At 68.7% G+C, this 20677-nt stretch carries 19 protein-coding genes, 1 tRNA gene and 2 pseudogenes; 8 read left to right on the top strand and 14 right to left on the bottom strand.

Going from position 1 to position 20677, the window contains the following annotated elements:
* Window positions 1–504: 504 nt before the first annotated feature.
* The gene (locus ACIA8E_RS14775) at window positions 505–744 is read left to right on the top strand and encodes an excisionase family DNA-binding protein (protein ID WP_399298001.1); all 240 of its coding nucleotides are present in this window, start codon (window positions 505–507) and stop codon (window positions 742–744) included.
* A 9-nt stretch (window positions 745–753) separates the two neighbouring features.
* Window positions 754–2039: pseudogene (locus ACIA8E_RS14780) on the top strand (tyrosine-type recombinase/integrase).
* Window positions 2040–2871: 832 nt separating this feature from the next.
* Here ACIA8E_RS14780 and ACIA8E_RS14785 read toward each other — a convergent pair.
* The 4 genes from ACIA8E_RS14785 to ACIA8E_RS14800 all read right to left on the bottom strand — a co-directional run bounded on the left by ACIA8E_RS14785 (window position 2872) and on the right by ACIA8E_RS14800 (window position 4550).
* Window positions 2872–2956: transfer RNA gene (locus tag ACIA8E_RS14785), tRNA-Ser, on the bottom strand.
* Window positions 2957–3046: 90 nt separating this feature from the next.
* On the bottom strand, window positions 3047–3475 hold the full coding sequence (tadA, locus tag ACIA8E_RS14790; RefSeq protein ID WP_399298153.1) for a tRNA adenosine(34) deaminase TadA: 429 nt from the start codon (window positions 3473–3475) through the stop codon (window positions 3047–3049).
* Between the two features lie 81 nt (window positions 3476–3556).
* Window positions 3557–4135 carry a hypothetical protein gene (locus ACIA8E_RS14795; protein WP_399298155.1) on the bottom strand — a complete coding sequence of 193 codons (579 nt, stop codon included), beginning with the start codon at window positions 4133–4135 and terminating at the stop codon, window positions 3557–3559.
* A gap of 187 nt (window positions 4136–4322) precedes the next feature.
* Complete coding sequence (locus tag ACIA8E_RS14800) at window positions 4323–4550, bottom strand: hypothetical protein (RefSeq protein WP_399298003.1); 228 nt, start codon at window positions 4548–4550, stop codon at window positions 4323–4325.
* Window positions 4551–4653: 103 nt separating this feature from the next.
* Here ACIA8E_RS14800 and upp point away from each other — a divergent pair, with 103 nt between their 5' ends.
* A complete protein-coding gene (gene upp / locus ACIA8E_RS14805) occupies window positions 4654–5289 on the top strand; it encodes a uracil phosphoribosyltransferase (protein WP_399298005.1) in 636 nt (211 codons plus the stop codon).
* A 61-nt stretch (window positions 5290–5350) separates the two neighbouring features.
* Here the strand turns inward: upp and ACIA8E_RS14810 are convergent, their stop codons facing one another.
* Both ACIA8E_RS14810 and ACIA8E_RS14815 read right to left on the bottom strand, forming a co-directional pair.
* Window positions 5351–5968: a LytR C-terminal domain-containing protein gene (locus ACIA8E_RS14810; protein WP_399298006.1), complete on the bottom strand. Its 618-nt coding sequence runs from the start codon at window positions 5966–5968 to the stop codon at window positions 5351–5353.
* A gap of 104 nt (window positions 5969–6072) precedes the next feature.
* On the bottom strand, window positions 6073–6369 hold the full coding sequence (locus ACIA8E_RS14815) for a type II toxin-antitoxin system VapB family antitoxin (protein ID WP_003955420.1): 297 nt from the start codon (window positions 6367–6369) through the stop codon (window positions 6073–6075).
* A gap of 103 nt (window positions 6370–6472) precedes the next feature.
* Here ACIA8E_RS14815 and ACIA8E_RS14820 point away from each other — a divergent pair, with 103 nt between their 5' ends.
* Window positions 6473–8104, top strand: a complete 1632-nt coding sequence (locus ACIA8E_RS14820) for a helicase HerA-like domain-containing protein (protein ID WP_399298008.1) — start codon at window positions 6473–6475, stop codon at window positions 8102–8104.
* 78 nt (window positions 8105–8182) lie between these two features.
* On the opposite strand, the gene ACIA8E_RS14825 is transcribed toward ACIA8E_RS14820, so the two are convergent.
* From ACIA8E_RS14825 to ACIA8E_RS14845, 5 genes are all read right to left on the bottom strand, one after another.
* A complete protein-coding gene (locus ACIA8E_RS14825; RefSeq protein WP_399298010.1) occupies window positions 8183–8800 on the bottom strand; it encodes an HhH-GPD-type base excision DNA repair protein in 618 nt (205 codons plus the stop codon).
* A gap of 205 nt (window positions 8801–9005) precedes the next feature.
* Entirely contained in the window at window positions 9006–10022 is a 1017-nt protein-coding gene (locus ACIA8E_RS14830) for an LLM class flavin-dependent oxidoreductase (RefSeq protein ID WP_399298012.1), read from the bottom strand.
* Between the two features lie 219 nt (window positions 10023–10241).
* Window positions 10242–11306 carry a WxL protein peptidoglycan domain-containing protein gene (locus ACIA8E_RS14835; RefSeq protein WP_399298014.1) on the bottom strand — a complete coding sequence of 355 codons (1065 nt, stop codon included), beginning with the start codon at window positions 11304–11306 and terminating at the stop codon, window positions 10242–10244.
* A 76-nt stretch (window positions 11307–11382) separates the two neighbouring features.
* Window positions 11383–13359: a fibronectin type III domain-containing protein gene (locus tag ACIA8E_RS14840; RefSeq protein ID WP_399298016.1), complete on the bottom strand. Its 1977-nt coding sequence runs from the start codon at window positions 13357–13359 to the stop codon at window positions 11383–11385.
* Between the two features lie 126 nt (window positions 13360–13485).
* Window positions 13486–14694, bottom strand: coding sequence for a HupE/UreJ family protein (locus ACIA8E_RS14845; protein WP_399298018.1), 1209 nt, complete (start codon window positions 14692–14694; stop codon window positions 13486–13488).
* A gap of 172 nt (window positions 14695–14866) precedes the next feature.
* On the opposite strand from ACIA8E_RS14845, the gene ACIA8E_RS14850 reads away from it, so the two are divergent.
* The 3 genes from ACIA8E_RS14850 (at window position 14867) to ACIA8E_RS14860 (ending at window position 17350) form a co-directional block, all read left to right on the top strand.
* Window positions 14867–15550, top strand: coding sequence for a hypothetical protein (locus ACIA8E_RS14850; protein ID WP_399298020.1), 684 nt, complete (start codon window positions 14867–14869; stop codon window positions 15548–15550).
* Window positions 15551–16178: 628 nt separating this feature from the next.
* Window positions 16179–16901 carry a TNT domain-containing protein gene (locus ACIA8E_RS14855; RefSeq protein ID WP_399298022.1) on the top strand — a complete coding sequence of 241 codons (723 nt, stop codon included), beginning with the start codon at window positions 16179–16181 and terminating at the stop codon, window positions 16899–16901.
* Between the two features lie 65 nt (window positions 16902–16966).
* Complete coding sequence (locus ACIA8E_RS14860; protein ID WP_399298024.1) at window positions 16967–17350, top strand: hypothetical protein; 384 nt, start codon at window positions 16967–16969, stop codon at window positions 17348–17350.
* 391 nt (window positions 17351–17741) lie between these two features.
* Here ACIA8E_RS14860 and ACIA8E_RS14865 read toward each other — a convergent pair whose 3' ends face one another.
* From ACIA8E_RS14865 to ACIA8E_RS14875, 3 genes and pseudogenes are all read right to left on the bottom strand, one after another.
* Window positions 17742–19199, bottom strand: coding sequence for a beta-propeller fold lactonase family protein (locus tag ACIA8E_RS14865; protein ID WP_399298026.1), 1458 nt, complete (start codon window positions 19197–19199; stop codon window positions 17742–17744).
* Between the two features lie 348 nt (window positions 19200–19547).
* Window positions 19548–19670: pseudogene (locus ACIA8E_RS14870) on the bottom strand (DUF6233 domain-containing protein); the annotation flags it as partial.
* 12 nt (window positions 19671–19682) lie between these two features.
* Window positions 19683–19880: a hypothetical protein gene (locus tag ACIA8E_RS14875; RefSeq protein WP_399298028.1), complete on the bottom strand. Its 198-nt coding sequence runs from the start codon at window positions 19878–19880 to the stop codon at window positions 19683–19685.
* Between the two features lie 376 nt (window positions 19881–20256).
* Here ACIA8E_RS14875 and ACIA8E_RS14880 point away from each other — a divergent pair, with 376 nt between their 5' ends.
* Window positions 20257–20487 carry a hypothetical protein gene (locus tag ACIA8E_RS14880; RefSeq protein WP_399298030.1) on the top strand — a complete coding sequence of 77 codons (231 nt, stop codon included), beginning with the start codon at window positions 20257–20259 and terminating at the stop codon, window positions 20485–20487.
* The last annotated feature ends 190 nt before the right edge of the window (window positions 20488–20677 follow it).

The raw sequence follows: 20677 nt of genomic DNA on the forward strand, positions 1-20677 counted from the left end.
CGCCCTCGCCCCCTCCCTCTCCCCGTCTCCCACCACCCCCGCCCCCCCCCCCCCCCCCCCCCCCCCCCCCCCCCCCCCCCCCCCCCCCCCCCCCCCCCCCCCCCGCCCCAAGGTCGCGCCGCAAAGCGGCTCCTTCTTCGCTCTGTAAGGCGCGCCGAACTACTACAGGCAGCCCCTTCTTTGTCCTAAGAGGGAAGACGCTGCGTCACCTGCGTCACCCGGACCGGAAAACGGCACCTGACCAGCGCCGATAGCGATGACGCAGACGGCGGGCTCTGCGTCATCCTGCGTCACCTGCGTCACCCGGTGACGCAGCCGATGACGCACCGGTGACGCACCGGTGACGCACTCTCGATCCGCAGCGTCACCCAAAACCGCAGGTCAGAGGCTTAAGTGACGCTGATGACGCGGTGACGCAGAAATCCGAACCTCGGACAGGCAGGCGCATCCGCTACCCCTGCAAGGCCCCCAGGCCCACTCCTTCGCTCCAAGGGAGATCTCCGCATGGACACGGCCCCCGTCGACACACTCGATAACACCCTCGTACTGCTCACCGTGGAGGAGGCTGCCCGCCGCCTCCGGATCGGCCGCACCGTCTGCTACCGGCTCATCAGCTCGGGAGAGCTGGAATCCATCACCGTCGGCCGCCTCCGCAGGGTGCCCGCCGATGCCGTACCCGAGTTCGTCACCCGCTGCCGCAAGAGGCGGCCCACCACCACTATCACCATCGCCACGACGGCCTGAGGAGCACTCATGGCAGAAGAGAAGAGCAAGCGCACTCGACAGCCCAACGGCCGGTCCTCGATTTACCTGGGCAAGGATGGGAAGTGGCACGGCCGCGTAACCGTCGGCATCAGGGATGATGGCAAGCCGGACCGCCGTCACGTCGAACGCAAGTCCCGTGCCGAGGTGACCAAAGCCGTCAAGGAACTTGAACATGGGCGCGACGCCAAGACGCTGCGCAAGCCGGGGCGTGCCTGGACCGTGGCCACGTGGCTCACGCACTGGGTGGAGGACATCGCCCCGCTCGGAGTCAACGAGAACACGATGGTTGGCTACGGGGTCGCGGTCAGGAAGCACCTGATCCCGGGCCTCGGAGCGCACAAGCTGGACAAGCTCAGGCCCGAGCACATCGAGCACCTTTACGGCCGGATGATGGCGGCCGGCAGCAAGCCAGGCACTGCCCACCAGGTTCACCGCACCTTCCGCACCGCCCTCAATGAGGCGGTGCGGCGGGGGCGCCTCGGACAGAACCCCGTGCGTCTGGCCAAGGCGCCCCGGGTGCGGGAAGAGGAGATCGAGCCGTTCACCGTCGAAGAGGTACAGAGGCTGCTGCGGGCTGCCGACGATCGGCGGAACTCGGCTGGTGGGCCGTTGCGCTGGCGCTCGGACTGCGGCAGGGCGAGGCGCTGGGACTCAAGTGGACCGACGTGGACCTTGGGCGTGGCGTTCTCATGGTCCGGCGTAGTCGACGCCGACCGCAGTACGCCCACGGCTGCGCCGACGCCAAGGCATGCGGGCGTAAGGCCGGGTACTGCCCCCAGCGGCAGCGAACCAATCCGGAGACGGCAGACACCAAGTCCCGCGCCGGCCGCCGGGCGGTCGGACTCCCGCAGCAGCTCGTGGACCTGCTCCGTACACACCTGAAGCGACAGGACGCGGAGAAGGCAGCTGCCGGAGAGCAGTGGACCGAAGAGGGATGGTTGTTCGCCACGGTAACCGGTCGGGGCACGTCTCCTCGTACGGACTACGACGACTGGAAGGAGCTGCTACAAGTCGCGAAGGTACGCGACGGCCGATTGCACGACGCTCGCCATACCGCCGCGACGGTGCTGTTGATCCTGGGAGTGTCGGAGCGGGCGGTCATGGGGCTCATGGGGTGGTCCTCCACCGCCATGGCTGCCCGGTATCAGCACATGGTCGACACGGTCCGAAACGACGTCGCGCGGCAGGTCGACGGACTCATCTGGAAGCAGACCAGCGATCGTTCGGACGCTGATGACTATGGCGCTGGTGGGGCGCTCGTGCCGGTCGGCTGAGCCGGGCAGGGCTGCCGTCCCTCGGGAGGGACGGCAGCCCAAGCCTCCAATCTCCATGCGAGCCTCCGCTCCGATCTTGCATGCTGCCGTCATGGACGAGGGGATAGCGGCGGTACTGGCCGGAGTTGCTGGACTGGTGGGGGCTGGAATCGGTGGCTTTTGGGCCGCTTGGGGAGCGAAGACTGGTGCGGAGACGGCGGCTCACGCCACACAGAAGCAAGTGCGTGATCAAGCTGTCGTAGCGCATGAGCAGTGGCTCCAGGAACGACGACTGGACGCAGTAAACGAGATGTACGTGGCATACGCGCGCTACGTGGACTCGGTTACCGCGATGAAAGCTCTGCTGGACAGTCATGGCGGTTCAGTGGACCTTGCCGCCGAACAGGTTCGAGAGAATCAGATCGGCCCTGGAGTCGATGCAGTCGAGCGGGCTCACTATCGGATCAGGCTGCTTGGGGCAGAGGAAGTGCGTGGGACGTCTGGGGATCTACGCGATGCCGTTCGGCGCCACGCCGATGCCGTGATCGAGTGGCGCCGGCTATTCCTGGTCGTTGGGGCTGAGCAAGCTCGGACAGGCGGGGCAAGGGACCGCGCCGCCGCCGACCTGGAGCGGGTACGGGAGCGCGTGCGATGGGTGCGGGAAGCGAGGCGGAAAGCTGAGGAACTCGCCCCCGCAACAGGTCGTGCCCTGACTGCGTTCACGTCGAGCGCGCGCGAGGCGCTTCATCAAGGCCCCCGTCTCGGGGCCGCTCGAAGGCCCAACTGAGACGGAAACTGAGACGGAGCAGCACGAAGGGCCCGGTCCAAATGGACCGGGCCCTTCGTCTACCTGCGGTAGCGGAGGGATTTGAACCCTCGGTGAGTTTCCCCACACTCGCTTTCGAGGCGAGCTCCTTCGGCCGCTCGGACACGCTACCGAGAGAGAGCTTAGACCATCTCGGCCGTGGGTCGAAATCCGATTCCCCGGCGTGCGCGGAAGCCGGGCCGGAGGTGGGGGTGCCGCGTCGTCAGCGGTCGCGGAAGAAGGCCGTCAGCTGGGCGGAACAGGCGTCCTCCAGGACCCCGTGGATCACTTCGGGGCGGTGGTTGAGCCGCCTGTCCCGTACGACGTCCCAGAGCGAACCCGCCGCGCCCGCCTTCTCGTCCCGTGCCCCGTAGACCACACGGGCCACCCGGGACTGCACGAGCGCGCCCGCGCACATCGTGCACGGCTCCAGGGTGACCACCAGCGTGCACCCGGAGAGCCGCCACTCGCCGAGCGCCGCGGCGGCCCGGCGCACAGCGAGGATCTCGGCGTGCGCGGTCGGATCACCGGTCGCCTCGCGTTCGTTGTGCCCCGTGGCGAGCAGGTCACCACCCGGGCCGAGGACGACGGCGCCGACCGGCACATCGCCGGCCCGCGCCGCGAGCGCGGCCTCGTCCAGGGCGCGGCGCATGGGCGCCCGCCACGGGTCCCGTACAGGATCGTGCGGTTCTGGCAGTCGGTGCGGGCCCGGTCGTTCGGTCACCCGCGGACCTTAACGGACGGTTTCCAGGACCTCGGCCGCTCCCAGCGCGTCCGCGATCTCCACCAGTGCGTCCGTCCGCAGCATCAGCAGCTCCTTCTCGGGGAGTCCGAGGTCGGCCAGGACCCCGGTGTCACCGAGCGGACCCGTCGGTACGGCGTCGGCGTCGAGCCCGTCGTCGTTGTCGTCGTTGTCGTCGAGGTCGGTGTCGTTGTTGTTGTTGTCGGTGGCGTGGTCCGGCTCGCCGTCCTCCGTACCGTCGAGGCCGACGAGCTCTTCGAGGGCGGCAATCGAGTCCTCGGCCTCGGGTTCACGGCCGAGCAGTTCATCGGTGAGCAGGATCTCCCCGTAGGAGGAGCGGGCGGCGGCGGACGCGTCCGAGATGTAGATACGGGGGTCCTCCTCACCGTCCACCCGGATGACGCCGAACCAGGCGTCCTCCTGCTCGATGAAGACGAGCACCGTGTCCTCGTCCACCGAGGCCTCACGGGCCAGATCCGTCAGATCGGACAGGGTCTCCACATCGTCGAGTTCCGTGTCGCTCGCTTCCCACCCGTCTTCGGTGCGCGCGAGCAGTGCGGCGAAGTACACCGTGACTCTCCCACTGGTCATAGGGGTGTCGGTCCGGCGGGAGGACAGTCGGTGATCCGGCTGTCCTGTGCCCCGCCCATCGGAATCGTGGCAGAAACCGAGCGTTCGCGAGAGGAGTTCGACCGTTGCGTCGTCCATGAGTTGTCGACAACACCGCTTCCAGGGGGCCGTCCGGCGGTCCCGGCGGCTACCAGCGGAAGGCCCGCATCCGCATGGCTTGGCGCATTCGGGCGGCCCTGGCCCGGCGTGGCTGGACCCGGTCGCGCAGCGCCTTCGCCTCATGAAGCTCACGCAGGAACTGGGCGCGGCGCCTGCGGCGCTCCTCGTCCGTCTCGGGCGCGTCCAGCGTGTCCCGGCGGCCCTGCGTGTCCTGCGGTTCCGGCTGGTCCCGCTCCTGCTGCTCCCCGTCGGGCATCGGCGCATCACCCCAAGGCTGGGTCCGTATGCCCTCACCTTCCCTCCGAACGGGCGATTGATGCCAGCGCACGGGTGCGGGTGGCCCGGCTACTGTTGAGCCCATGCGGATCCACGTCGTCGACCACCCGCTGGTCGCGCACAAACTCACCACCCTGCGCGACAAGCGCACCGACTCCCCGACCTTCCGGCGGCTCGCCGACGAGCTGGTCACCCTGCTCGCCTACGAGGCCACCCGGGACGTGCGCACCGAGCAGGTCGACATCGAGACCCCGGTGACGCCGACCACCGGCGTGAAGCTGTCGCACCCGCGGCCCCTGGTCGTGCCGATCCTGCGGGCCGGTCTGGGCATGCTCGACGGCATGGTGCGGCTGCTGCCGACCGCCGAGGTCGGCTTCCTGGGCATGATCCGCAATGAGGAGACGCTCAAGGCGGAGACGTACGCCACGCGGATGCCGGAGGACCTCTCGGGCCGTCAGGTGTACGTCCTGGACCCCATGCTCGCCACCGGCGGCACGCTGGTCGCGGCCATCCAGGAGCTGATCAAGCGCGGTGCGGACGACGTCACCGCCGTTGTGCTGCTCGCGGCGCCCGAGGGCGTCGAGGTGATGGAGCGCGAGCTGGCCGGCACGCCGGTCACCGTGGTCACCGCCTCGGTCGACGAGCGGCTCAACGAGAACGGCTACATCGTGCCGGGGCTCGGCGACGCGGGCGACCGGATGTACGGCACCGTCGGCTAGGGCCACTCCGGCCCGACGGTTCCGAAGAAGGCTCTCGGCCCTCGCATCCTGTACTGCGGTGTCACCCGCAGGAGGGTGCGGGGGCCGGCTTGTTCAGTGCGGTAAGGGCCGCAGCAGCGACCTTCGGGGTGTTCAGCTTCTTGAACGCCGTACCGAGGATCAGATCGACATCCGCCGTCTTGCGGGTGTCGGTCTTCGGCGTGGCGCCCGCCAGCTGCGTACCGAGGACCGGGAACGTGCCGTTCGTGGCCGCCGGGGCGCCCAGCAGGACCCCGGGACCGGGGACCTTCTTGTCGTACGCGGCAGAGGCGTTGCCTACCTTGCCGATGCGGAAGCCGCGCTTCTTCAGCTCGTCGGCCGCGGCCTTGGCGAGGCCGCCGCGCGGTGTCGCGTTGTAGACGTTGACCGTGATCCTCGCCGGCTGCGGGAGCGCCTTCGCGGGCGCGGACGGCTTGACGGAGGGGCAGTCGGCCTTGCGGTCGGCGGCGCTGGCCGTCCTGTCGCCGGTGAAGACGTCGATGAGCTGCAGCGTGCCCCATCCGGCCAGCCCGAGGGTCACCACGGAGGCGAGGGACACGAGGACCAGTCTGCGGCGGTGCCGGGGGCGCCGCATGCGCGGATATTTGTCGCCCGTGATGCGGTACTTTCCGCCCAGGCCGGGGGGAGTGAGCATGCTCATGGGCGCAGCGTAGTGCGACCCGGTGAAGATGCGTACTAAATGATCAACCGATGGCACCCGTCCGGGTGCGAATGCACCCGAAAGCACCCGATGGGTGCCGTTCGTCAGCCGAGTTCGAGGACCCGGGCGTGCAGCACCTGGCGTTGCTGGAGTGCTGCGCGAACCGCGCGGTGCAGCCCGTCCTCCAGGTAGAGGTCGCCCTGCCACTTCACGACATGGGCGAACAGGTCGCCGTAGAACGTGGAGTCCTCGGCGAGGAGGGTTTCGAGGTCCAGCTGACCCTTGGTCGTCACCAGCTGGTCGAGGCGGACCGGGCGCGGCGCGACATCCGCCCACTGCCGGGTGCTTTCCCGGCCGTGGTCGGGATAAGGCCGCCCATTTCCGATGCGCTTGAAGATCACACGGAAAGCCTACCGGCCTGGAGCCTCCGGGCGCAGCTATGGAACGGTACTGCGATGCTGACCAGAGCGTCATAAATGTAGACATTCCGGAATAGAGGCCGTGATGAGTGGCAGCGACAGCACGGGCGGGAGCGCGGAATCGGGCAACGAAGACGGCGTCGGCGAGGGCCTGGGGGAGGACGTCGGCGTGCTGCCGCAGCAGGCCCGGGAGATCGCGGACGGGTACGCCGTCGACGGCGCCGCCCTCGACCTGGGGGCGCTGCTCTGGGACGGTGCATGCCTGCCTGCTGCGCAGATCCGCATCCCGCTGGCGATGCTCAACCGGCACGGACTCGTCGCCGGCGCCACCGGCACCGGCAAGACCAAGACCCTCCAGCTCATCGCCGAGCAGCTGTCGGCCGACGGCGTGCCGGTCTTTCTCGCCGACATCAAGGGCGATGTGTCCGGCATCGCCGCTCCCGGCGCGCCGGGCGGCAAGGTTACCGATCGGGCCGGGCAGGTCGGGCAGCAGTGGGAGGCCAAGAGCTTCCCGTGCGAGTTCTACGCGCTCGGCGGCATCGGCCCCGGCATTCCGCTGCGGGCGACGGTCACCGACTTCGGTCCCGTACTGCTCTCCAAGGTGCTCCAGCTGAACCGTACGCAGGAGCAGTCGCTCGGCCTGATCTTCCACTACGCCGACGCCAAGGGCCTGGAGCTGGTGGATCTGAAGGATCTGCGGGCCGTCGTCGCATTTCTCGTCTCGGACACCGGCAAGCCCGAACTCAAGGGGATCGGCGGGCTCTCCACGGCCACGGCCGGGGTGATCCTGCGTTCGCTCACAGCCTTCGAACAGCAGGGGGCGGGCGACTTCTTCGGCGAGCCGGAGTTCGAGACGGCGGAGTTCCTGCGGCAGGCGCCGGACGGCCGGGGGCTGGTCTCCGTGCTGGAACTGGCGGCCGTACAGGACAAGCCGCAGCTCTTCTCGACGTTCCTGATGTGGCTGCTCGCGGATCTCTTCCACGACCTGCCGGAGGTCGGCGATCTCGAGCGGCCCAAGCTGGTGTTCTTCTTCGACGAGGCGCATCTGCTCTTCAACGGGGCGTCGAAGGCGTTCCTGGACTCGATCACGCAGACCGTGCGGCTGATCCGTTCCAAGGGAGTGGGCATCTTCTTTGTCACGCAGACCCCGCGCGATGTACCGGGGGATGTGCTGGCGCAGCTCGGCAACCGGGTGCAGCACGCGCTGCGGGCGTTCACCCCGGACGACGCGAAGGCGCTACGGGCGACGGTGAAGACGTTCCCGAACTCGTCGTACGACCTGGAGGAGTTGCTGACCGGGCTGGGCATCGGCGAAGCGGTGATCACCGTGCTGAGCGAGACGGGCGCGCCGACGCCGGTCGCCGCGACGCGGCTGCGGTCGCCGCAGTCGCTGATGGGTCCGCTCGGCGCGGCGGAACTGGACGCGGCCGTGAAGGGATCGTCGTTGTACGGGAGTTACGCACAGCCGGTGGACCGGGAGTCGGCGTACGAGAAGCTCACCGCCGAGCACGAGGCGGAGCAGCGGGCCGCGGCGGAGGCCGCGGGCCGGCCGGCGAAAGAGCCGGCGAAGAAGTCCGGGCAGCGGGAGGACGATGCTTCGCTGGTGGAACAGGTGGTGGGGAGCGGAGTGTTCCGGTCGCTGGCGCGGTCGGTCGGTACGCAGCTGGGGCGGGAGATCTCGCGCTCGCTCTTCGGCACGGCGCGCCGCAGGAGGTAGCGGAGGCGGTGCGGTGGGAGGCGGACAGCGGCTCCCACCTGAGAACAGCCGGCACGGCGGCTGTGCGCCGCTGCGGCTTCACCTCTTCTTTGCCGCCGCAGCCGCCTTTGCCGCCGCCTTCGCCTCCTGTTTGTGCGCGCGGACCTCGGCGAGTGAGTCGGGGCCGGTGATGTCGGCGACCGAGCGGTGCGACCCCGCCTCCCCGTACGGACCCGCAGCGGCCCGCCAGCCGGTCGGCCGGACGTCCAGTTGCTTGCCGAGCAGCGCCAGGAAGATCTGCGCCTTCTGGGCGCCGAACCCGGGCAGCGCCTCCAGCCGTTTCAGCAGCTCGGCGCCGGTCCCGGCGTCGCTCCAGACCGCGCTCGCGTCACCGTCGTACTCCGCGACCAGGAACTGGCACAGCTGCTGTACCCGTTTGGCCATGGAGCCGGGATAGCGGTGCAGAGCGGGTTTGGCGGTGAAGAGCTCGGTGAACGCCTCGGGGTCGTAGGCAGCGATCTCATGGGCGTCCAGGTCGTCGGAGCCCATCCGCTGCGCCAGGGTGAACGGGCCGGAGAAGGCCCACTCCATCGGGACCTGCTGGTCCAGCAGCATGCCGATCATGGCCGCGAGCGGGCTGCGGCCGAGAAGCTCGTCCGCTTCCGGCTGCTGCGCGATCCGCAAGGTGAGGGCCTTGTTCCTGTTGCTCTGTGTCATGTCTTCGATCATCGCGACAGGGGCGGGCGACGGCGAGTCCAGGGGCTGCCGATGGCCGTCTGCTGCCGCTGAAGGGGGGACGCGGGCGAAGGCGCCACGGCTCAGGCATGACCCGACCCGAAGCCCCGATGTGCCGGACGCGCGATGCGGCTGCCGGCCACACCGATGCCCGGCTCGGCCGCCGAACGCCCCGCAGCGGCCCGGATCAGACGGACGGTTGCCAGCCGAGAGCCGGACCGAGCACGGTGGCGATGTCGGTGAGGATCTGGACGTAGTCGTCGTGGTCGAAGGTGAAGGGCAGTGCGAACGCGACCTCGTCGACCTCCCGGAAAGCGGCGTGCGCATGGAGCCGTTCGGCGATCTCGGCGGAACTTCCGACGAGGTCGGGCGCGAACATCATGCGGGCCGGCCCCTGCGGCGCGGTGGTGCGCGGCATCCGCTCGCGGGCGTATGCCTCGTACTTGGCACGCTGCTGCGCCGAGGCGGTGTCGGTGGGGATGACGACCAGCCCTTGGGAGACGCGGGCACGGTCGCCATCGGGGTGATGGGCGCGGAAGGCCCGGATGTGCGAAAGCTGGATCTCGGCGAAGTCCTCCGACTCCTCCGCCTTCACGACACTGCTGGTCAGGAAGTTCATGCCCTGCTCACCCGCCCAGCGGGCCGACGGCAGGCTGCCGCCGCCGTACCACATGCGGCCGGCCAGGCCGGGGGAGTGCGGCTGGACACGGTCGGAGTACGCCTCGAAGCCCTCCGTACCGCTGAAGTCTGTGGCCCGCTCCCCCCGCACGAACGCCAGGAGCCGTCGCACGCGTTCGTAGCCGAAGTCCTCGGCGTCGCCGGTGTCGGGGTGGAGCGCGTGCTTCACCCGCTCGTAGTGCATGGGGGGACCGACGCTGACCCCCGGGTTGAGGCGGCCCCCCGACAGGATGTCGACGGTCGCCAGGTCCTCGGCGAGCCGGAGCGGATTCTCCCAGCCCAGCGGGGTGACGGCGGTACCCAGCTGGATGCGGCTGGTGCGCTGGGAGGCCGCCGCCAGAACGACGACGGGGGAGGAGATGCCGTACTGCAGATGCCGGTGCCGCACCCACGCGCTGTCGAAGCCCAGTCGCTCGCCCAGCTCGATGATCGAGAGGGTCGACTCGTGGCCCCGGCTCGGATCGGTCTCGTCGAACAGCCCGATGGTCAGAAAGCCGAGCTTCCGCAGTGGCTTCGAGGTCGGCACAGCATTCCTCCATCGTTCTCGGCAGGCACTGCCGTACACCGGCGTTGCCCCGATTGTCGCCGATGACGAAAGGGCCCCACCGCTCGCGGTGGGGCCCTTCAACCAGTAGTACGACGTCGAGCCGATCCGAGTCGCCGCGGTTCTTCGCCGCCACTGTCTTGGCCGGCGGCGCGTCGAGGTCGGACCGACGACGCAGGCGGGCCGTCACCGTGCCGGTGTCTACTGGTCGCGGAGCGCCTGCTCGACGGCGTCCCTCACGCGGGCGTCCTCACGCGCCTTGCGCCGTACGCGGTTGCGGCGCCGGAGAACGAGTGCCCCGGCGATCACCGCGATCACGACGACGACCAGGATCAACAGCGTCCACGGGACGGCCCAGCCGTGTGTCGTGGCCTGGACCGGCTTGAGCGCACTGGTGGAGCCCGACGCGTCGGTGAGCAGAGGTGTCAGGGTCGCGGTGGCGGCCAGGCTGACTCCGGGCGCCACACCGTGAACGGGCACCTTCACCTTCCAGCTCTCACCGGGGAGCAGCTCCGGCGGGGCGGCGATGTCGCCCGCCGCGGACCGCAGCCACCCGAACGGGCCGGAGACCGACACCGTCTGCTTGGCCGACAGGATGGTGTTGCCGGTGTTGTGGATCGTGTAGGTGACGGTGGCGTCGCCTTTGGCGAACGGGTTGAACGACCCGGCGTAGCCCACGTGGAGGTCCTCGACTGCGAGCTTCGGCTTGAGCTCGCCGCTGACCCGCAGCTTGACGCGGATGCCGAGGCGCCGGTCCACGTTGATGCCCTCGGCGTCGTCGGACTGCCGCAGGGAGGTGAGGATGCCGCCTGTGTAGTCGCCGGGTGTGGCGTTCTCCGGCACGGCGACCGTGAAGGGGACCTTCGCGGACTTGCCGGGCTTGATCACGACGCTGTCGCGGCCGGCGTGGACCCAGGCGCCGATGCCGACGGACTTCTTGTCCTTGGTGAGCAGATCGAGCTGGCCGGTGCCGGTCGTGAAGCCGTCGGCGGCGTAGACGGCGAGTTCGAGCGGGGACTTGCTGTGGTTGGCGACGACCATGGTGTCCTTGATCTGTCTGCCGGGGTTCACGCCGTAACTGAAGCTGGAGCGGTCGTCGCCGTACCCGTTCGCGGCCGTTCTGACCGTCCAGGTGACGTCGCCGTTGTCTGCCAGAGCGGGGTCGACACGCAGGCCGACGATCGCGAGGGCCATGAGCAGGGCCAGAGTGGCGGTACGAGCGAGCGCGCTGGCGGTGGTCTTCCGGCGCGTGACGGGCGGGTGCATGTCGGGTTTCTCCTGGAACTTCAGGCGGGGCGGGGCACCGGGAGGTGCCCCGCCCCGCCAGGTTGGGACGGGTCGATCAGCTGCTCAGTGCGGTGATCGTCAGAGTGGCGCGGTAGCCACCCTTGGCGACGCTGTCCGGGATCTTCAGACCCAGGTCGGCGCCGAGCTTGGCCCCACCACGGGCGTGGCCCTGGTCGGCGTAGGCAAGACCGCGCGAGACGGACAGGCCCTTGCCGTTGTCGTCGTAGCCGGAGGTCACCGATTCGCCGCTGGTTGCGCCGGCGCCCTGGTCGAGGACGTACGGGCTCCAGCCGAGGTACGAGCCGGAGAACTTCTTGTCGGCGTCCTTGAAGTCGCTCACGTTGGCCGAGATCGACCACGGGGCGAGCGAACGGCGGCTGTCCGACACGGTGATCGGGTTGATCTTGCCGGAGGCCTCGAAGTGGTCACCGTTGCGCTCCTGCGCGGTGCCGAGGTCCACCAGGCCGTTGTAGCCGTCGATCGTCCAACCGAACTCGCCCGGGGCCGGGTTCGGCACGTTGACCTGGAGGTCCTGGCCGGTGCCGTGGTTCGGGTGCACCTGGAACTTGTCGACGGTTGAGCCGACAGGCTGGTCCGCGTCGGTGTTGTTGCAGGACATGCCCTGCTCGACCTCGGAGTTCGGGGCCGCGCAGGTGCCGCTGCGAATGTCCTCGACCACGAGTTTGTCGCTGCGCACCTGGACCTTGACGTAGGTGCGGACGTGCTCCTGGTTCTGGACCGAGTTGTACCAGTAGTTGTTCGGGTTCTGCGGGTCGGCACCGTTGCCGGCACCGCTGGCGCCGCTGCTGTCCGGCTTCGTGATGTCGTAGTACTTCGAGCCCGAAGCGGAGTTGGCGGTCACGTAGATGACGCCACCGGGACCGGGGTACAGGTCAGCGGCGCCGGGCTTCTCGTCCGGGTTCGCCTTCTGGCCGTTCTTGATCTCGTAGCTGCGCGAGTAGCTGTGGTCGTGGCCCTGGAGGACCAGGTCGACACCGAGCTTGGAGAACGCGTCCGAGAAGTCGACGCGGCGGACCTTGTTGTCGTTGTCCTTGGCGTGGGAGGCCGGCGAGTAGATCGCGTGGTGGTAGCTGAGCACCTTCCACTTGGCCTCGGCGCCGTGCTGGTTGATCACGTCGGTCACGTACTTGATGTGCGCCGCGTCACCGCCGCCGCCCTGGGAGGTGGCGTAGCTGTTGCTGTTGAGGTTGATGAACAGCACATCCTTGTAGATGTACCAGTAGTCACCGCCGGACGTGTTGGACGCCGGGTTGCCGTTGGAGTACAGCGGGGCCGAGCGGTCCGTGTTCGGGGTGGTGAAGTGCTGCTCGTACGCCTTGCCGCCGACGTCGTGGTTACCGATGGTGGGAGCCCACGGGTACTGGCGGAGCTTGTCGGGGGCCAGGAAGGAGTTCCACTGGGACTCGGTGTTCGCGGACTCGACCTGGTCACCGCCCGACAGCAGCAGTTCGGCGTTGGGGTTGGCCGCCAGCGAGACGTTCACGGTGTCCTGCCAACCGGCCTGGTCCTGCGCCAGGTTGCCGGACGAGCCGATCTGCGGGTCGCCGAAGAACAGGAAGTCGTAGTCGCCCTCGAAGTCCTGCGTCTTGAAGGAGTACGTGGAGGACCAGTTGCCCTCGGTGCCCACACGGTAGGAGTACGCCGTGTGCTCCTTCAGGCCCGTGATCGTCGCGTGGCGGTTGAAGCCGCCGCTGGTCGCGATGTTCGCCGCGCCGGTGGCGTCGAAGTTGGCAGCGTCCGCCGGGAACTCGCCGTTGACGAGCGCGGTGGTCGGGGCGACCTGGAGCTTCTGCGCGGTGTCCGCCGAGGAATACCAGGTCACGGTGCGCTGGGCCTCGTTGGCGCCCACGCCGAGTATGACGCCGGTGAGCGTGGCGGATTCGGCGGCGGCGGCGGGGGACGCCGTGCCGCTGCCGAGGGCTACGGCCAAGCCCAGGAATGCCGCTGTGGCCCCAGTGGCCACGCGACGCCGTACAGACCCGGGAGCCTGTCTCTTGGTGCTCGATGTCATTGTTTTATGTTCCTTTTACGCACATGAGTGCACGGAATGGAGATCATTACGATTCCTTCACATGGTTAACCCGCGACAAATGCCGTATCGGAGTTGGCTGAACATCTTGCGGGACCTGATTCGGTCTCAGATCTCGAAGGCCCGCTGCACGAACCACACCAGCCCCACGGCTGACACGCCGGCCGAGATCACGCCGGTCGCCCAGAGGCCGGCCGTCGGCGCCCGGTGACGCAGCACGATCAACAGCGGGAAGACGACGGCGATGATGGTCAACTGCACAGTCTCGATACCGACGTTGAACACCAGCAAGGACCAAAGCAGGGTCCACGACCACGCCTCGTCGATGCCCAGCGCGCCCGCGAAGCCCAGGCCGTGCACGAGGCCGAAACAGAACACGACCCCGAGGCGGGTCCAGCCCGCACGGTCCAGGCTGAAGTGACCGCGCCCCACCGTCTCGAGGTCGGACGCGTGGCCGCGGCGCCGCCAGAGCCGCCACAGGTGCCAGCCGGCCACCACGGCGATCGACAGCGCGATGATGGGCTCCACGATGCTCGCAGGCACGTGGACCAGACCGAGGGCGGCGAGCATGAACGTCACCGAGTGCGCCAGGGTGAAACTCGTTGCCACGAGCACGATCTCGCGCAGACGCCTTGACCCGGCGATGAGTGCCAGCAGGAACAGGATGTGGTCGACCCCGCTCAGCAGGTGCTCGCCACCCAGGCGAAAGAACTCCCAAAACCGTTCGTACCAGGCCTGACCGATCGAGAAGGAAGGGTGACCGGCGTCGAGTGCGGCACTGCCCGAGCGGCCGTCGAGCTCGTAGGTGACGATCGTCTTGGTGTCCTTGACGTACGTCTCGGCATCGGGGAACAGCCCGCTGCGCACCTCGAGGTCGTCGCCCCGCTCGGAACATGCCCAGTCGAGCAGCAGACCGGCGTACGGCACGTCCTCCCGCCGGTCGATCGTGAAGTCGCCGACCCGTGTCGGCGTGCACGCCCTGCCGTCCGAGGTGACCGAGAATCGCTCGGCCACATACCTGACGGCCGACTCCGCATGGGCGTTGAGCGCCGCGGCCTGTTCCTCGGGGCCACCGGTCTCGAACGCGGCGTTACCCGTCTCGAAGAGGGGGTCGTCGTCCTCGTAGTCGGCGGCGGATACGACGAAGAGGTCGTATTCGAGCCCCAGCTTCGTCCGTATGTGGCCGTCGTCGCCCTCGGCGACGTCGACGTACGCGGTCGACGTGAACCCGTGGGCGGACGCCGGTTGACCTGCGCTCAGGAAAGCGATCACGGCCGCGGTGATCCCGACGATGATGAGACGGACCCGTTGTGACATGTTGCTCCTTCAGGTTGCCAGTGCACGGTGCGCGTCACGGGTGAACACGACACGGGCGGCCGACGAACTGTGGAACAACAAACGCGATAACGACACCTGTGGATGAAGGCGGCACGGACCGGGATAGCAGGATGTAGGCGCACCATCCGCCACCACTCGGAGGACGATCGCCTTGCATTCCCTGCTTCGGGCCGCTGCCGCGCTGGCCGCGGCCGCCGCGCTGGTCACCGGATGCAGCTCCGGCGACGACTGGTCACAGCCGCACCCCGAGCCCACTGCCGTCGGCACGCTCGGTCCGGGGTTCGTCGACCCCTCTTCCCCACCCCCTCCGGAGGGGACCGCCACGCCGCGGCCCGGCTCCTGGACCGGGGTCCACCCGCCGAAGGACTACCGCGTGGTCCTGCTCACGTCGGGTGACGAGCGCCCCACCAAGACTCTCGTGACGGCGGTCCAGCACTGGGCCGAGGACGAACACCTCGACCTCAGAACGGTGACCGCCGACGGCCCGTCCGACCTCGTTCCCAGCATCACCGAGGCTCTCGATATGGGCCCGGACCTCATCGTCAGCGCGGGCAACGACCTCGTCGACGCCCTCGCGACGGTCACCCCGAACCACCTGTCCCAGCAGTTCCTCGTCGTGGGCGCGGAGCTGGCCGAGCCCACCCACAACGTCACGGCGGTCGACTGGTCCGGTGCGTCCTTCCGCGGTGAAGGGCTCGGCATGTCCTCGACGTACGACCCCGGCTCGTTCACCACCGAGCGCTGCGCGGCCGCCATCAGGGCGGGCGTCGCGTCCGTGCTCAACGACCTGACCGGGATCGTGATCTGGCTCGACAACCCCTCTGCCGGGGGCTGAGCGCCGAAGCCTGCCGCGAGAGTGCCGGTCGACCCCACTCGCTGATGGCAGCGATCAGCACGGCCGCTCGTATCGGACGCCGGGTTCGCCGGCGCGCGTGGCCACCGACGGGAGCGGCCCGGAGGGATCCGAAAAGTCTCGTTGGGACTCCAGACGGGACCACGAACGTCGAAGGGCCCCACCGCAAGCGGTGGGCCCTTCGACGTATGCGCGGTGAGAGCAATGGCGGAGGATACGAGATTCGAACTCGTGAGGGGGCGCCCCCAACCCGCTTTCCAAATGCCCGTCTGCGGGTCCGGTGGGGGACACGTGCGTTCTTGGTTGTGGCAACTCCGTACAGCGTCGGACGCGGGTGAATGAGACCAGGGCTGAGACTGTCCTCGACGCTTGCCGGGCGGACGCCGGTCCACCGACGGCTGCGCACGCGCGGCGGCCATCGCCCATTGGGGAGGCGTCGCGCACTCATTCGGGCGCATCACCCGCGCCGTCGTCACCTCTCACTCTCCCCTGTGGTTTGAGTGATCTTCCGTAGGCCGTCATTCGTCCTTCCGGGGCTGGTCCGCAGGTCCCTTTCCCATGCCACCCCCGCGGTGACGGCGTCCCCAGACACGATCACCCAGGAGTTGTAGTGACATCACCACGACGGTGCGCCGGGCTGGCCGCCGCGGCCGCCCTGCTGGGCTCGCTGTTCTTCGGCGCTCCGGCCGCCCAGGCGGCACCGGTCGCACCGGTCGCCGAGGACACGCACCGGCCGTACGTATGCCGGGGCCTGGTACCGGACCCCATTCCATACGCCTTGCGCTCGGAGTACTTCTGCGAGGACTGGCGGCTCGGCCCGAAGAAGCTGCCGACCCGTGGGCTGGTGGCGAACACCCTCGACCGCTACCAGCGCCTCGGCCGCCTCACCGCGACCCGGTTCCTGAACCGGTGGTGGGACCCGGCTGCCGACACCGGCCAGGGAGACTGGCGCTACCCGGACGCCGACGGTTACGCGAAGGACCCCCAGGGGCAGCCGGTCGCCGCCGAACTCGTGCTCCACGCGGGTCAGAAAGTCGACCGCTTCGGCAACGAGGCGGGCCGCTACCTGGCACCCGCCGGCACCAAATACGGGAAGCGGAGCATCCCGCCGTCCAGCCTCAACACCGCCGATCCGCGTCACCCGTACAACTACTACCTGTACCGGGTGACCAGGGACGTCACGGTGTGCGCGGGACCGATCGCCCCGGCGTTCGAGCAGCCCGGCCTGGGTGTCCAGTACGTGACGTCCAGCTCGTACTGCCCGAACATTCCGCGCACCTCCGTGCTGGACCTGGTGCGCAACGGGACCCTGGTGCGGCTCGTGACCTCGTAGGTTCCCGCGGCTGCGACGGCTGCCGCATGCCTCGTACGGATCGCCCCGGATGGGAGACTGGCTCCATGGACCGTCACCAGCTGTGCGAGGCGCTGCGGGCAGCCGGGGTCCCCGATGCCTACTACGAGATCCCCGGCTGCCCGGGCGGTCGCCCTCCGCACGAGGGCTACTACCTGGCTCGGCGTGAGGGCGAGTGGATCGTGGGAGTCCACGAGCGCGGCAGGCGCGAGGTACTGAAGAGCTTCGCCGACGAGAGCCTGGCCTGCGCATGGCTCTACGAACGCCTCACCGACGAGGGCCCGCCGCCTTCCCGGCTCACAGCGACGGAGATGGACGAGCTGCTGCACGCCAGCGAGGGCATCGAGCGGAGAGCGCAGGAGCAGCTCGAGCGGGCGCTCGCGGAGAGCCGGCGCGGGACCCGCTACGACCCACCGACCGGTGGCCACTGAGCAGTGCCGATCCAAGGGACACTCATGTCTCCCCGGCCCTTCCGGCCGCATCGACATCGCCCCTCCCCAAACGACAACGTCGGGTTGAACATCAAGCTGAGACCACGAACGTCGAAGGGCCCCATCGCAAGCGGTGGGGCCCTTCGACGTATTGCCCGGTGAGAGCAATGGCGGAGGATACGAGATTCGAACTCGTGAGGGGTTGCCCCCAACACGCTTTCCAACTGTGCGTACGACCGTACGGGGCCGTTCATGGACGTTCGCGCGGCAGGTCAGAAGGGGTGCGCGTACGACAGTGGACAGCGACGTCCGTCAGCGAACTGGACAACGATCAGGACAACGAGATCAGGTACGAGCGACTACCCCGACGAACTCGGCCCCCGGGGTGTCGTCACCAGCGGTGGTGGTGATCGTGCCGGTGGCAGCGATCGTTGCGGTTGATGGTGGTGCGGTCGGTGGCGGTGTGGGTGGTGCTGTCGCCGCCGCCGGTGACCGTGGCGGTGTTGGTGACGTGCTTCGGTGTTGTGCAGGACGCCTTGACCGTGAGCGTGATCGTCGGGTAGCTGCCGCCGGGGGCGAGGGTGTTGCTGCGGGTGCAGGTGAGGGTGGCCAGGGTGCAGGTCCATCCGGTGCCGCTGAGGGAGGCGGCGGTCAGCCCCGTGGGCAGGGTGTCGGTCACGGTGGCGGTGGTGCCGTCGGTCGGGCCGGTGCCGTTGTTGGTGACCGTGATGCTGTAGGTGTTCTTCTTGCCCTGAACGAACGCGCCGCGGTGGGTCTTGGTGACGGTCAGGGAGGGGAATGGCGGCGTGCCGATGGCCGCACCGAACGGAATGCTGCCGACGGGGACGGTGGTGGTGACCGTGTTCGTGGCCGTGGCGATCACCGACACATTGTTCGGCTGCTGATTGGTGACGTAGACGCGGGCGCCGTCGGGGGTGATGGCCACACCGAACGGCGCGATGCCGACAGGGACGGTGGTGGTGACCGTGTTCGTGGCCGTGGCGATCACCGACACGTTGTTCGACGACTGATTGGTGACGTAGACGCGGGCGCCGTCGGGGGTGATGGCCACATTGCTCGGGACGACGCCGACAGGGATGGTGTCGGTGACCGTGTTCGTGGCCGCGGCGATCACCGACACATTGTTCGAGAACTGATTGGTGACGTAGGCGCGGGCGCCGTCGGGGGTGATGGCCACACGGGTCGGGACGATGCTGACAGGGATGGTGTCGGTGACCGTGTTCGTGGCCGTTTCGATCACCGACACCGTGTTCGAGTTGCGATTGGTGACGTAGGCGCGGGCGCCGTTGGGGGTGATGGCCACACCGGCCGGCCAGCTACCGGCAGGGACGGGGATGGTGTCGGTGACCGTGTTCGCGGCTGTGCCGATCACCGACACCGTGTCCGACAACTGATTGGTGACGTAGACGTGGGTGCCGTCGGGGGTGATGGCCACACCGGTCGGGAGGGCGCCGACGGGGATGGTGTCGGTGACCGTGTTCGTGGCGGTGTTGATCACCGACACCGTGTTCGAGTTGCGATTGGTGACGTAGGCGCGGGCGCCGTCGGGGGTGATGGCCAGATCGCCCGGGGCGGCGCCGACGGTGACGGTGGCGGTGACCACGTTGGTGGCGACGTTGATCACCGACACGTTGTTCGAATTCAGGTTGGAGACGTAGGCGTTCGGGCCTGAGGCGGCCCAGGCCGGGGACGGGGCGACGGCCGGCAAGGCCAGCCCCGCCAAGATGGCCAGCCCCGCCATACAGACCCGGACCCACGCCCATGACCACGGCCGCTGTCGAATGTTCTCGGGCCCCGGACCGCGATGCGATCCTGTCTGCTTGCTCATGCGCCTGGTCACCGGCACCTCCGCCTCACAAATAAGGACGGCCTCCGTCGACCACACCACTGGCGCCGACAACAAGCCGCGGATCACCCACTGTGATCGCCCGTCACTTTAGGTGCTTATATGTCAATTCCGGCGATGTGACATGGCTTGTCTGATTCATTCACGCCGGCGAACCGTCTCGGCCCGTACTCGCGATCAGGCAAGTCGTGAGCGGCGATGGCGTCATCGCCGGCCGTGAGGCAGATGCCGACGCGCGGCGAAGCGGAGCGCAGCCGGGCGCCTTGATGAAGTAGAGAAAGTTCTACCGCGCTCGCTGGCACCCATGGTGAGCCGCTGTGGGCGAGTTGTTCACAGCACCCCCAACTCGGTGTCAGGCCGGCAGTGGATGCAGGCCCGGATTCCGTCGGCGAGAGCGGCGAGATCCTGCTCGCGGGTGATGGCGCTGTGGCGCTTCCCGGCGGCGTAGCACCCGCCGACATGAACCTAGACGGGACGGGCGCCGACCCCGATGCTGAGCTCAATGATCCAGTCCGGTGTGGGCGGCCGCCGCTCCTCGCCCTGCTGCCGCTCCTTCTCCCGCTGCTCGACCGTCGCGATCGCCTCGTCGATGCGCGCCACCCACATGGCGTGCCAGGTCCGCGGGGTGCGGAGGCGAGGCAGATCGGGCGGCAGATAGGACACGTGTTCGATTGTAGTGCCGTGGGTGTGGTCGGGCCCCCACCGCTCGGGCGGGGGCTCGGGACGCAGTGCGCTTGCCTTGGTCGATCGAGGCGGCTCTTGCGGCAGCGGGCGCCATCTGATCCGTAGGCGGGTGCAGCCCAGTCATGGGCCTTCGTCCGCTCGGGTTTCGTGGGCATGCCGGCCACCAAGGAGGTTGCCACCGTGCGCGGTTGTACACCCCTGTTGATGTCAGCTACTGATGTCCGACGGGTCGCGTCACCGACCCCGCACTCGACAGCAATGTCACCCGAATGGCGCAACATGACGTGCCACCCACAGGGGTGAAGATCAAGCTGAGTACTGTCCCAACCGAGGCAATGCGTGAAAGGGGAACCAAATGCGCATTCGACGAATCCTCGCCGCCGTCATCGCCACGGCAGCCCTCACCGGACTCGGCCTCACAGGCGCCGCCACCGCCACCGCCGCCACCGCCACCGCCGCCACCGCCACCGCCACCAGCCCCGCCGAAAGCCCCACCCCAGGTGAGTGCGAGAAGGGCGGCGGAATGGTCGATCGGGCGACCAACACCTGCAGGGGCGGTACGTTCGACGGGCAGATGGTCGACTAAACCCCACTAGGCGCCCCGCAGCCACGCGCTGCGGGGCGCTCCCGCGCGAGCGAAGCCGGGAGAGTCGCAGGCACCATGCCGACCCGTCGGGCACGCTGGGTCCGAGTCGGCCCGAAAACACGTGGCGGGTGGGAACTCCTCATCTCGGCTGCCAGCTCGCGGCTCGTCATGATGAGCGAAGGGACGGACT

Source organism: Streptomyces sp. NPDC051664 (assembly GCF_044453545.1).
Taxonomy (GTDB): Bacteria; Actinomycetota; Actinomycetes; order Streptomycetales; family Streptomycetaceae; genus Streptomyces.